Raw genomic sequence first — 12,027 nt, 5'->3', positions numbered from 1 at the left:
AAACACCGACAATCCGTTAATCAATGACGATTCGGAGGCAACCATGTCCACCACTTTCTTCGTTGCGGGCGACTGGCTCGCAGAACATATTAATGATGAGAATATCCAGATTATTGATGCTCGCATGGCGCCTCCAGGCCAGGAGCATCGTGATCTCGCAGGTGAATACCGTGCAGGCCATCTGCCCGGTGCGGTATTTTTTGATATCGAAGCCCTTTCCGATCACACCAGTCCTCTGCCGCATATGATGCCGCGCCCTGAAGCCTTTGCTGTCGCCATGCGCGAGCTGGGTATCAGCCAGGATAAACATCTGATTGTTTACGATGAAGGTAACCTATTTTCCGCCCCACGCGCCTGGTGGATGCTGCGGACTTTTGGCGTTGAGAAAGTCTCGATTCTGGCCGGGGGGCTCGCCGACTGGCAGCGCGAAGAATTACCGCTGGAAAAAGGTGATGTTGAATTACCCGAAGGCGAGTTCGATGTGAATTTCGACCCACTAGTGATTAAACGTCTGACCGATGTGCTGCTGGTCAGCCATGAAGGCACCGCACAAATCGTCGATGCTCGCCCTGCCCCACGCTTTAATGCACAAATGGACGAGCCGCGTCCGGGTTTAAGACGCGGTCATATTCCGGGCGCCTTAAACGTGCCATGGAGTGATTTGGTAGAAAATGGTCAGTTGAAAACCACTGATGAGCTGAATGAAATTTTCATCCGCCAGGGTGTGAGTTTTGATAAACCGGTTATCGCCAGTTGCGGCTCAGGTGTCACTGCGGCGGTGGTCGTGCTGGCGTTAACGACGCTTGGCGTCAACGGTGTTTCTCTGTACGACGGCTCCTGGAGTGAATGGGGTGCCCGTTCTGATTTACCTGTTGAACCTGCACAATCACTGTAATGGACAACCGCCTGGCAGGCTTGCTCGAGCGCGGAGAGTCTTTAACCCGCGCTGAGTACCGTGTTCTTTCGCATTTGACCAACCATCCATTGCTGGTCGGCAAAATCACGGTTCGCGAACTTGCCCAGGCGACGTTTGTCTCCAGCGCGACCATTATGCGGCTGTGCCAGAAGCTTGGATTTAGCGGTTACAGCGAGTTTATCTGGCACTGTAAGCAACTGCTTTCCAATACACCGCATATTGCTCAACAACCCGCACCACCCGCAGGCGCCCTGCCGGTTTTATTCGATGAATTTGTGGCTAATTACCGGCAAACCTTTCGTTGGGTGACGCCCGAGCTAATGGCGCAATTCGCGGCGCTGTTACGCGAAAAAGAGAGTTTCTTTTTATACGGCGCGGGTTTTTCCTATCTGTTTGCCGAATATCTCACCAAGAAACTTCAGGTGCTGGGGAAAACTGCATTTATTTCCGGGCCAGGCGATAGCCGAGGCATTTTTCTGAGTAACGCGTCGAAGTATCAGGTGTTTATCGCCATTTCACGCAGCGGTGAAACCGAACAGGTACTGGATAAAGCGCGGATTGCACAGAATGTTGGGATGTCGATTGTGGCATTTACTCGCGCGTCGCCGAACAGTCTGTCCGAACTGGCGGATGTGCATTTTCAACTGTATGACGAGGCAGTCCACTATGCAGCAGAAGCTTCTGGGATCACCTCGTTTGAGTCGAATCTGTTGCTGTTAATGGATTTACTGCTGGCGCAGGCAATAAACTAAATATCAGTTTTACCTGCACCAGAATATTCTCGTTTAACTATTCAACTCAATAAGAACTCTACGCGCATGTGCAGCCTGCAGATATTTCGCTAATAATTCATACAATTCATCAAAGCTTATCTTTTCGTTGCAGCCTTCTTTGAGCAGCGTCCCGGCAATGATCATGGTTATTTTATGTTTTTTGGTAACGACGGCAATGGATCGAGAAAAACGCCCCAGTAAAGAAATGGGCAATTCCGCATCCTCGCGCATAATGAGATCCAAATAACAATTACTCTGAATCACTCGCATTGAAATATCTTCTATATCAACAAGCATGACAGGTTTATTGAGCTGTACACTCAAGATACTGTCATTGGACAAGGTAAATAGCGGTTGAAGCGTTTTCCTGTACATCGCCACAGAAGCAAGAGCAAAGAATAGTGAGAAGCCAGCTGTCCATGCCGCTACCTTTACTTGCGTTGAACCGGCAGCACCAGGGCCTGAAAAGATAAGAGATGTAACCCATGCAGCGATAATAAATAATACCATTGCAAATCCCCCCATAAACCAAACGTTTTTTTTGCCTAAGCGAAATGTCAGCGTTTCTTCTGGGGCGACGATTTGAGAGACGGCTTCCAACTCTTTGCGAATTTGCTCACCCTGTTCACCCAGTTCTTTTTTGAGAGCCTGTGTGAGTTGTTGACATAAGCCTTGAGGGTCTGCAAACCACTTATCCATATTATGATAGTCATGTTCACTGACTGGACGAGAAGCTTGTATGAGCAGTGCATCATCAACCTGCACATTCAGGGCCGCAATGCGTAAGCTTGTGGGTGGGTGACTGTCTAGTGGATGGGTGGTACTGTTTTCAAGCTGTGCTTTCGCATCAATAGTTTCTCTTGATTTCAGAGCTTCAAAGACTGTGGCAGCCAGATCGGGGTCGTTAAACTTCCCTTGATAAAGCCGATGAATTTGCTGGCTAATATCATCGCTCAATGCACAAATGCGCAGTAATGCGCTAGAAAACGCCTGCTCGCTACTGGCTTTTGCACCAACAGCATCGGCAGCATGCTCACGGATACGGCTCCAGTAATTAACCGTTTCGTCGAGATTCTTTAGGAAATAATTCCCGATATAAAGAGCAGGATAGATAACGATGTTATCTATCCATGAATTGCCCATCGCTTTAATAGCAACCTGTTCCAGACTATTTTGCAGGCCGCTGTACAGTGGTGTAAAACGCAAACTGTACTGGGTATCTTGCCCGGTAAAATGCCCCAGTTCATGGCCGACGACCGCAGCAATTTCATCTTCACTCATAAAGCGTGCGTAAGTGACAGGAAAATACAACGTATTACCGGTTAAATGCTCACCATCAACAAGCTGCACTGAATTAGCGGTAACATAAAAACACTCTTCCATACCCACAACGATATTATCCGGAATGACTGCATTAATTTTCGCAGCCAGTTCCCGAACCCATTGCCAGAGGCCAGCAGCCTGTTGTTCAGAAACATTATGTCCAATAACTAATGAAGGTGTGGGTTGGAACATGGCAAAACAATTTTTAATATTGATGAGACTTTTTATTAATATCCATAAAACACCTAATACCCCCATTCCAATCAGGGTAAGTAATTTATAACTCCCGGCATCCATTTCAAATGCAGAAACGATCCAGGCAATTTCTGAAAAGGCATAAAATATTATACTGAGACCACAAAAAACAATCTGCCCCAACATCATGAATGGGAATACTTTTCGGCAGCGGTTAAACATGATAACCAGTGTGTTCTGGGATTTTCTGGCAACAGTTGTACTATAGCGGCAGAGTGCCATCGCGGCACCACTGATAAATAAACTAAGCAGTGACGATATCAAACCTATTGTTGATAAAAAATGCCGTAAAGCCATTTCATTATAATCATAACCGTAATCTGAAGGCGAAACTCCATCATTCATCCGATACAGTTGGAAAAACCCATAAAGCGTAATTAACACTGGAATAACAAATATATACAAGAACCCTTTGTTTTTCATCACAACCATCCCGGTCATTGAAAATAAGAATATTAAACATTATAAAATAATATTGCTCGCAGGTAATTATAAATGCAAGGCACCAAACTCTGAAAAATTTACATGGTAATAAAAACAGCACCATGCGTGTGCTGTTTTTATTTTTTTAGATAATCCGATTGGTTTTAAAATCTCGCAAGAAACTGCCCCAGCGGCGTTCGTAGAATGGCGTAATGTGCGCCATCATAAAGTGGCTGATGCCCTTTTCGCCTTCCACCACCTGGCAAATATCAACTGGCTCATCGCCTGGTAACGTATCAGTCGCGACACTTCCAGCCTGGCGAATAATCGCTTCGATATCCCCTTCAGCTTCAATACCAATCAGCAGGTTTGGCTGCTCGTCAGCACGTTCTTTGATAGAGCAGATGAACGCACGTTTTACAGTTTTCAGGTTTTTGAACAGCGTAGTTAATGAATCGACCATTTGCGCCGGCGGTTCAGCCACTTCGGAAAGCAGCAAGGAAGTCCCGCCATCCAGCACTTCCTGCTGGGTTAACGGATCGCTTTCATCGCTGATCAAATGGGTAATTTCACGCGGGGTAAATTCTTTGCCGGTTGGCAGTTTGGCATTCAGGAACAGTGTCGCGCCCTGCGTCATTTCAAATAGCGTGCGCACTGGCATCACGACAAATGCCTGCTCGTGGCTGATAGCTTGTTGCAGCGCTTCAACTGAGGTGAAGAACGGAATGACGGAGGTGCCATCGTCCTTTTCCCAGTGCTGCAATTCCACGGCACTATCAGCATCAATGGCTTCGCCTTCAGCGGCGGTACCCGGCACCCAAACGGTGGATTCCAGTAACACGCGGAAGAATGCCGGGCGGTGAGCGGGTTCCGTGGCGGCCTGCTCAAGCAGCGTTTCGAGTTCGTTTTTTGGTTCTGACATGGTGGTTCCAGAATGAGTCTGTGGGGCAAACAACCCTCACCCTAACCCTCTCCCTGAGGGAGAGGGAATTGATCGGTGTTCCCCCTCTCCTGAGGGAGAGGGAATTGATCGGTGTTCCCCCTCTCCTGAGGGAGAGGGCCGGGGTGAGGGCGAAAAGCGAATTACTGACTAACCAGCAGATTTGCAATCGCACGCACACCAATGCCTGTTGCGCCAGCAGACCACTGCTCAACCGCACCTTTACGATAAGTTGCAGAGCAGTCGATGTGCAGCCAACCTTCGTGATAGTTTTCCACGAAGTGAGACAGGAAGCCCGCCGCCGTACTCGCACCCGCAGGGAAGGAGGCGTTGGAGGTGTTGTTCAGCTCGGCAAAGTTGGACGGCAACTGGTTGCGGTGGAACTCAGCCAGTGGCAAACGCCAGAACGGTTCGTTTTCTGCCGCAGCACTCGCCATCAAGCGATTAACCAGTTCATCATCGAAGCTGAACAGCGCGTGGTAATCGTTACCCAGTGCCGTTTTCGCCGCTCCCGTTAAGGTTGCGCAGTCGATGATTAATTCTGGTTTTTGCGCACACGCGTCAATCAGGCCGTCAGCCAGTACCAGGCGGCCTTCCGCATCGGTGTTCATAATCTCAACAGTTTTGCCGTTGCGATATTTAATGATGTCGCCCAATTTAAAGGCATTGCCGCTAATCAAGTTATCTGCACAGCACAGGTACAGTTTGACGCGTTTGTTCAGGCCACGAGTAATCGCAAATGCCAGTGCGCCGGTGATGGTGGCCGCACCGCCCATATCCGATTTCATGGAGTCCATGAACGCGCTTTGCTTGATGCTGTAGCCGCCGGAGTCGAAAGTAATACCTTTACCCACCAGGCAGGCATAAACCGGTGCATCCGGGTTGCCTGTTGGGTTGTAATCCAGCGCCAGTAAAACCGGTGCACGCTCTGAACCACGGCCAACAGTATGGATACCCATATAGTTCTGGTCGCGCAGATCTTCACCTTTAGTGATGCGGTAAGAAACGTTATCGCATGCCACATCACACAGCAGGTCTATGGCGCGTGAAGCCAGTTGCTCTGGGCCAAGTTCTTCGGCTGGTGTATTGATGGTATGACGTACCCAGTCGATGATTTTCAGGCGGTTATTCAGCTCTTTTTGCTCTGCTTCGCCCAGCACTGCCCAGTCAACTTTACGCGTACCTTTTGGTGCGCGATAACCTTGCCAAAATGCCCAGCTTTTTTCTACATCCCAGCCGTCACCTGCCAGTTGCACATGCTTCAGGCCCTGGCCGTCAATTTTACGGGCAGCACGCTGGATTAACCCCAGGTCATCTTTGCCTGTCAGGTGCAGGGTAATCCCTTCGTCGTTGATACTATAAGCGGCTTTTTCGCCCCAACGCGCATCGGCAGGCGACGTGGAAAGGCTAATTTTCATGGCTTCTGTCATGTTCTTTTCCTTATATTTTTCAGCTCATGCTACATATAAAAACGGGCCGCCAGAGGCAGCCCGCTTATTTTTATTCTGCTTCATCTAACCAGACTAACAGAATTGCTTCCAGAATTTTTTCATTGGATGCGTTTGGATCGTCGTCAAAATCTTCCAGGTCGCAGATCCATTGATGCAGATCGGTGAAGCGTACCGTCTTCGGATCGAGATCCGGGCGGCTGTCGTACAGTGCTTCGCCGATTTCGCGGCTATCGGTCCATTTCAATCCCATTTGCGACTCCTGTTAATGCTCACGCGCATGGTTGATGGTGTAGCGCGGCATCTCAACGACCAGGTCTTCGTCTGTGACGCGAGCCTGGCAGCTTAAGCGGCTTTCCGGCTCAAGACCCCAGGCTTTGTCCAGCATATCGTCTTCGTCTTCCGTGCTTTCAGCCAGGGAGTCGAAACCTTCACGCACTACGCAGTGGCAAGTGGTGCAAGCACAGGATTTTTCACAGGCGTGTTCAATCTCGATACCGTTGCGCAGGGCAACATCAAGAATGGTTTCACCGACATTCGCTTCCAATACTGCGCCATCTGGGCACAAATCCTGATGAGGCAGAAATACAATCTTTGGCATGTTAAACCTCGTCCACGGAGTGGCCTTTCAGCGCCTTACGGATTGATTCATCCATACGACGTGCGGCGAAATCCTGGGTTTGTTTGTCTACGTTTTTAATGGCTTGTTCAATCGCATTGATATCGTCACCCGCAGCAGCGGCATGGAGTGCCACTATTGTCGCGTCGATATCTGCACGTTCAGCGGCGCTTAACAGCGCGGCGTCTGCGGCTAACGCACCTTGCAGGCTTTCCAGCACGCGGGCCGCGTCAACTTTTTGCTCCGCAAGCATACGCGCTTGCACGTCTCGCTCAGCAAAACTCATGGAGTCCTGAATCATTGAGGCAATTTCGCCGTCGCTCAGGCCATAAGAAGGCTTCACCTGAATAGAAGCTTCAACACCTGTGGATTTCTCCATGGCGGTGACGCTTAGCAGGCCGTCCGCATCAACCTGGAAGGTGACGCGGATATGCGCCCCGCCCGCAGGCATTGCCGGAATACCGCGCAGTGCAAAACGAGCCAACGAACGGCAATCTTGTACCAGTTCGCGCTCGCCCTGTAACACCTGAATCGACATCGCCGTTTGGCCGTCTTTAAAGGTGGTGAAGTCCTGCGCACGCGCCACCGGAATAGTGGTGTTACGTGGAATGACTTTCTCTACCAGGCCGCCCATGGTTTCGAGGCCGAGCGACAGTGGGATCACATCCAGCAACAGCATGTCGCTGTCCGGCTTGTTGCCGACCAGAATATCCGCCTGAATGGCGGCACCGATAGCGACAACTTTATCCGGGTCGATGGACGTCAGCGGCGTGCGGCCAAAGAACTCGCCGACACGTTCGCGCACTAATGGCACGCGGGTTGAACCGCCAACCATTACCACTTCCAGAACTTCGTCAGCTTCCACGCCTGCGTCTTTCAACGCGCGACGGCAAGCCAGCAAAGTACGTTTAACCAGGGCTGCAATCAGTTCGTTGAACTGTTCGCGGGTCACGGTACCCGTCCAGCCAGCCACTTCTACCGTGGTAGTTTCGGCATCGCTCAGAGCAATTTTCGCGGCAATGGCGGCGTCCAGTAACTGGCGCTGCACGCGGTCGTCGCTACGGTCAGCAACGCCTGCTTGCTCGCGCAGCCAGTCGGCTAACAGGTGGTCAAAGTCATCGCCGCCTAGTGCAGAATCACCGCCGGTCGCCAGCACTTCAAACACGCCACGGCTTAAACGCAGGATGGAAATATCAAACGTACCGCCGCCTAAATCGTAAACCGCGATAACGCCCTCTTTGCCAGTGTCCAGACCGTAGGCAATCGCTGCCGCAGTCGGTTCATTCAGCAAACGCAGCACGTGCAGGCCGGCCAGACGCGCGGCATCTTTGGTACCCTGACGCTGTGCATCGTCGAAATACGCCGGAACGGTAATCACCACTCCATCAAGCTGGCCTTCCAGCGCTTCGGTGGCGCGTGCGCAAAGGGCTTTAAGGATGTCGGATGAAATACGGATAGGGTTCAGCAGCCCAGCTGGCGTGTTGATCATCGGCAGGCCATTCTCACTCGCCTGGAGTGAATAAGGCAGATGCGGATAGCGCGCCTGAATATCGGCCAGCGAGCGGCCCATCAGACGTTTTACCGAGCTGATGGTGTTCGCCGGGTCGGTTGCGGCTTGCGCACGCGCATCCCAGCCCACATCCAGACCTTGTTGCTGATAGTGCACCACAGAAGGTAACAGGTGACGCCCTTCATGGTCAGGCAGCGTTTCGGCTTGCCCGCTACGAACAGTTGCAACCAGTGAATTGGTAGTACCTAAGTCGATGCCCGCCGCCAGCTTGCGCTGATGAGGTGCCGCACTCAGGCCCGGCTCACTAATTTGTAATAACGCCATATTGAGCTTCCAGTTAAAAATCGAGCAGCTTTTCTTCGAGTTGTTCTATTTGGCTGCGCAGTTTATCGAGAAAACGCAGTTTACGCACCGTATCCGCCGCCTGCGTCCAGTCCTGATTATCCAGTTGCTGCACCATTAGCGCCATGCGGGTTTTCACCATTGCATTAACGTTGGCACTAAAGGATTCCAGGCGGTCACTATCTTTGGCGTGCTCAATGTTATCAAGCTCTTCGCGTAATTCGAGTTGCTCCATCAAAAACGCGGTGTCGCGCACGGTATGCTGTTCATTCGCCAGGTCAAAACCGTTGAGGGAGAGAATGTACTCGGCGCGCGGCAGTGGATGACGCAGCGTTTGCCAGGCCTGGTTGATGGTCGCAGATTGTTGGACCGCCAGCAGTTGCTCCGCCTGAGGGCGGCTGGTGTATTTATCAGGGTGGAACTGACGTTGCAGCTCCTGGTAACGGGTAGCCAGCAGCTCAGTATTGAGGGCAAAACTTACCGGTAACCCAAAGAGGGTAAAGTAATCCATAACAGGCTCGGGTAACTTTAGACCCCGCGCAACGTGAAGTTACACGGGGGATTGGCGAGTATCAGACGTGGAAGCTTTCACCGCAGCCACACTCATCTTTCACGTTCGGGTTAGTAAATTTAAACCCTTCGTTAAGACCTTCTTTGACGAAGTCGAGCTCAGTGCCGTCTAAAAATTGCAGGCTTTTACCATCGACGACCACTTTCACGCCTTTGTCTTCGAACACGGTGTCATCTGCCATCGGTGCGTCAACAAATTCCAGAACATAAGCCATACCGGAGCAGCCTGAGGTGCGAACGCCTAAGCGCAAACCAAAGCCTTTTCCGCGATTGGACAGGAAGGCATTCACACGTGCGGCAGCACTGTCGCTAAGGGTAATCGACATACAACAACCTCTACTCAACAATAATTATTTAGCTTCACGCTTGCTTTTGTAATCCGCGATAGCCGCTTTGATAGCGTCTTCTGCAAGGATTGAGCAGTGAATCTTCACCGGTGGCAGTTCAAGTTCTTCTGCGATGTCGGTGTTTTTGATTGCTTGCGCTTCATCCAAAGATTTACCTTTAACCCATTCGGTTACCAGCGAACTGGAAGCAATGGCAGAGCCACAGCCGTAGGTTTTGAAGCGAGCGTCTTCAATAATACCTTCATTGTTGACTTTAATCTGCAACTTCATCACGTCACCACAAGCAGGTGCACCCACCATGCCGGAACCGACGCTGTCATCGCTGTTGTCAAAAGAACCCACGTTGCGTGGATTTTCGTAGTGATCGATTACTTTTTCGCTATAAGCCATTTTTTATTCTCCAGAATCCGATATCGACGTCCGTGACGGACAATTAGTGATGAGCCCATTCGATGGAATTAAGATCCACGCCCTGCTTAAACATTTCCCACAGCGGAGAAAGGTCGCGCAGACGGCCAATGGACTTACGTACCAGTTCGATGGTGTAGTCGATCTCTTCTTCAGTAGTAAAACGACCCAAAGAGAAACGGATAGAGCTGTGAGCCAGTTCATCAGTCATGCCCAGTGCACGAAGCACGTAGGATGGCTCAAGACTTGCTGAAGTACAGGCCGAACCGGAAGAAACCGCGAGGTCTTTCAGTGCCATAATCAGTGACTCACCTTCAACGTAGTTAAAGCTCACGTTGAGGATAGTTGGAACGCCATGTTCCAGGTCACCGTTCAGATACACTTCTTCCATATCTTTCACGCCATTCCACAGACGGTTACGCAAGACGCGCAGACGGGACATTTCTGTTTCCATCTCTTCTTTTGCGATACGGTAAGCTTCGCCCATGCCAGCAATCTGGTGAACAGGAAGAGTACCAGAACGCATGCCGCGCTCGTGACCGCCACCGTGTACCTGAGCTTCGATACGAATACGTGGTTTACGACGAACATACAGCGCGCCGATCCCTTTCGGGCCATAGATTTTGTGACCAGAGAAGGACATCAGGTCAACTTTGAGAGTGCTCAGGTCGATAGGCATTTTACCCACGCTCTGAGTCGCATCTACGTGATAGATAATGCCACGCGCACGGCACATTTCGCCGATTGCCGCGATATCTTGTACCACGCCGATTTCGTTGTTCACGTGCATGATGGAAACCAGAATGGTGTCGTCACGCATCGCCGCTTCCAGCACGTTCAGGTCAACGATACCGTTGCTCTGCGGTGCCAGATAAGTCACTTCAAAACCTTCACGCTCAAGCTGACGACAGGTGTCCAGCACGGCTTTGTGTTCGGTTTTTACGGTGATGATGTGCTTGCCTTTCTTCTGATAGAAGTTAGCTGCACCTTTAATAGCGAGGTTATCGGATTCAGTTGCGCCGGAGGTAAAGACGATTTCACGCGGGTCTGCACCAACCAGTTCAGCGATTTGGTTACGGGCGATATCAACAGCTTCTTCCGCCTGCCAACCGAAACGGTGCGAACGAGAAGCCGGGTTACCGAAGGTTCCGTCCATAGTCAAAAACTGCATCATTTTCTGCGCAACACGCGGGTCAACTGGCGTAGTGGCAGAGTAATCGAGATAAATCGGTAATTTCATGCTTTTAAACTCCGTACATCACTCAATGCGAAATCCCCTTCATCTTTCAAGTTACAGGTGTGTTGGCTGCTCTCACTCACCCGAATCACTTAGTTTACTAAGCTCATCGGGGTTCCTTCGCTTGCCGCCTGCCTGCAACTTGAAATATTTTGGGGATTGTCATTCTTTAAAAAATGACAAAGATTCTAAAATTCTTTTTTATCTTTACCCTAAATAGTTCGTGTTGCAGCAAGGCGGCAAACTTGAGAGTCCCCAGGAGCTTACATCAAGTAAGTGACTGGGGTGAACAAGTGCGGCCAACACAGTTGCAACCCGAAATATGATGGGTAAATTAGGCGCGCAGTTTGACGTCGATTGCGTCTTGAGAGCGCGTACTGCGATGGTTTTCATTATGCTGACGGCCAGAGACGTCCAGCACTTCCTGGTTATTCACCAGCTCACCCAAGGTGATGTTATTCAGAAAACCGGTCAGACGGTCACTCAGATCGCGCCACAGTGCGTGAGTCAGGCACTTATCGCCGCCCTGACAACCACCTTTGCCCGCGCAACGCGTAGCATCTACAGATTCATCGACGGCACTAATCACTTCGCCGACTGCAATGCTGTTTGCTTCTTTACCCAGCAGATAACCGCCGCCTGGACCACGTACGCTGGCAACCAGGCCATTTTTACGCAGACGGGAGAATAACTGCTCCAGGTAGGAGAGAGAGATTCCCTGACGTTCAGAAATATCAGCCAACGGTACCGGGCCTGATTCGGAGTTCAACGCAACGTCAAGCATTGCGGTCACGGCATAACGTCCTTTCGATGTCAGTCTCATGTCTTACATAACCTCAAATCGCCCCTCGAACCGGGGGTTTTTTATAAATGTGATTGTCACATAGCAGGTCGCAAGTCTGACATTCCCGAGTAA

13 protein-coding genes are annotated in these 12,027 nt (G+C 50.6%); 2 read left to right on the top strand and 11 right to left on the bottom strand.

The genetic code is table 11. The features are described from left to right. The first annotated feature begins 43 nt into the window (after positions 1–43). A complete protein-coding gene (gene sseA, locus MNO13_RS05730) occupies positions 44–895 on the top strand; it encodes a 3-mercaptopyruvate sulfurtransferase (protein WP_064544601.1) in 852 nt (283 codons plus the stop codon). Then, complete coding sequence (locus MNO13_RS05725; RefSeq protein ID WP_064544443.1) at positions 895–1,668, top strand: MurR/RpiR family transcriptional regulator; 774 nt, start codon at positions 895–897, stop codon at positions 1,666–1,668. Before sseA ends, MNO13_RS05725 begins: the two co-directional genes overlap by 1 nt. Positions 1,669–1,701: 33 nt before the next feature. Here the strand turns inward: MNO13_RS05725 and MNO13_RS05720 are convergent, their stop codons facing one another. The 11 genes from MNO13_RS05720 to iscR all read right to left on the bottom strand — a co-directional run bounded on the left by MNO13_RS05720 (position 1,702) and on the right by iscR (position 11,934). Next, positions 1,702–3,690 carry a M48 family metalloprotease gene (locus MNO13_RS05720; protein WP_232886318.1) on the bottom strand — a complete coding sequence of 663 codons (1,989 nt, stop codon included), beginning with the start codon at positions 3,688–3,690 and terminating at the stop codon, positions 1,702–1,704. Positions 3,691–3,835: 145 nt separating this feature from the next. After that, positions 3,836–4,612, bottom strand: a complete 777-nt coding sequence (gene sseB, locus MNO13_RS05715) for an enhanced serine sensitivity protein SseB (protein WP_232886319.1) — start codon at positions 4,610–4,612, stop codon at positions 3,836–3,838. Positions 4,613–4,773: 161 nt separating this feature from the next. Next, positions 4,774–6,060 (bottom strand): aminopeptidase PepB, encoded by a 1,287-nt coding sequence (gene pepB, locus MNO13_RS05710; RefSeq protein ID WP_064544437.1) that lies wholly within the window; start codon positions 6,058–6,060, stop codon positions 4,774–4,776. Between the two features lie 70 nt (positions 6,061–6,130). After that, the gene (gene iscX, locus MNO13_RS05705) at positions 6,131–6,331 is read right to left on the bottom strand and encodes a Fe-S cluster assembly protein IscX (RefSeq protein ID WP_064544436.1); all 201 of its coding nucleotides are present in this window, start codon (positions 6,329–6,331) and stop codon (positions 6,131–6,133) included. 12 nt (positions 6,332–6,343) lie between these two features. After that, a complete protein-coding gene (fdx, locus tag MNO13_RS05700) occupies positions 6,344–6,679 on the bottom strand; it encodes an ISC system 2Fe-2S type ferredoxin (protein WP_034459208.1) in 336 nt (111 codons plus the stop codon). A gap of 1 nt (position 6,680) precedes the next feature. After that, on the bottom strand, positions 6,681–8,531 hold the full coding sequence (gene hscA, locus MNO13_RS05695; RefSeq protein WP_232886321.1) for a Fe-S protein assembly chaperone HscA: 1,851 nt from the start codon (positions 8,529–8,531) through the stop codon (positions 6,681–6,683). A gap of 13 nt (positions 8,532–8,544) precedes the next feature. After that, entirely contained in the window at positions 8,545–9,060 is a 516-nt protein-coding gene (gene hscB / locus MNO13_RS05690; RefSeq protein WP_121815095.1) for a co-chaperone HscB, read from the bottom strand. Positions 9,061–9,121: 61 nt separating this feature from the next. Further along, positions 9,122–9,445 (bottom strand): iron-sulfur cluster assembly protein IscA, encoded by a 324-nt coding sequence (gene iscA / locus MNO13_RS05685; RefSeq protein ID WP_064544430.1) that lies wholly within the window; start codon positions 9,443–9,445, stop codon positions 9,122–9,124. Between the two features lie 24 nt (positions 9,446–9,469). Next, entirely contained in the window at positions 9,470–9,856 is a 387-nt protein-coding gene (gene iscU / locus MNO13_RS05680) for a Fe-S cluster assembly scaffold IscU (protein ID WP_015703172.1), read from the bottom strand. A 43-nt stretch (positions 9,857–9,899) separates the two neighbouring features. Beyond that, a complete protein-coding gene (iscS, locus tag MNO13_RS05675; protein WP_064544428.1) occupies positions 9,900–11,114 on the bottom strand; it encodes a cysteine desulfurase in 1,215 nt (404 codons plus the stop codon). Between the two features lie 331 nt (positions 11,115–11,445). Next, positions 11,446–11,934 carry a Fe-S cluster assembly transcriptional regulator IscR gene (gene iscR, locus MNO13_RS05670; RefSeq protein WP_064544427.1) on the bottom strand — a complete coding sequence of 163 codons (489 nt, stop codon included), beginning with the start codon at positions 11,932–11,934 and terminating at the stop codon, positions 11,446–11,448. Positions 11,935–12,027: the final 93 nt, after the last annotated feature.

The organism is Buttiauxella ferragutiae (assembly GCF_022637515.1).
GTDB lineage: Bacteria > Pseudomonadota > Gammaproteobacteria > Enterobacterales > Enterobacteriaceae > Buttiauxella > Buttiauxella ferragutiae.
This window is presented reverse-complemented; position numbering and strand designations above follow the sequence as displayed.

Coding starts and splice junctions, on each gene's coding strand:
- MNO13_RS05725 (WP_064544443.1), top strand. CDS start 895: ATGGACAACCGCCTGGCAGGCTTGCTCGAGCGCGGAGAGTCTTTAACC.
- hscB (WP_121815095.1), bottom strand. CDS start 9,060: ATGGATTACTTTACCCTCTTTGGGTTACCGGTAAGTTTTGCCCTCAAT.
- iscU (WP_015703172.1), bottom strand. CDS start 9,856: ATGGCTTATAGCGAAAAAGTAATCGATCACTACGAAAATCCACGCAAC.
- MNO13_RS05720 (WP_232886318.1), bottom strand. CDS start 3,690: ATGAAAAACAAAGGGTTCTTGTATATATTTGTTATTCCAGTGTTAATT.
- sseB (WP_232886319.1), bottom strand. CDS start 4,612: ATGTCAGAACCAAAAAACGAACTCGAAACGCTGCTTGAGCAGGCCGCC.
- sseA (WP_064544601.1), top strand. CDS start 44: ATGTCCACCACTTTCTTCGTTGCGGGCGACTGGCTCGCAGAACATATT.
- iscR (WP_064544427.1), bottom strand. CDS start 11,934: ATGAGACTGACATCGAAAGGACGTTATGCCGTGACCGCAATGCTTGAC.
- iscX (WP_064544436.1), bottom strand. CDS start 6,331: ATGGGATTGAAATGGACCGATAGCCGCGAAATCGGCGAAGCACTGTAC.
- iscS (WP_064544428.1), bottom strand. CDS start 11,114: ATGAAATTACCGATTTATCTCGATTACTCTGCCACTACGCCAGTTGAC.
- iscA (WP_064544430.1), bottom strand. CDS start 9,445: ATGTCGATTACCCTTAGCGACAGTGCTGCCGCACGTGTGAATGCCTTC.
- fdx (WP_034459208.1), bottom strand. CDS start 6,679: ATGCCAAAGATTGTATTTCTGCCTCATCAGGATTTGTGCCCAGATGGC.
- hscA (WP_232886321.1), bottom strand. CDS start 8,531: ATGGCGTTATTACAAATTAGTGAGCCGGGCCTGAGTGCGGCACCTCAT.
- pepB (WP_064544437.1), bottom strand. CDS start 6,060: ATGACAGAAGCCATGAAAATTAGCCTTTCCACGTCGCCTGCCGATGCG.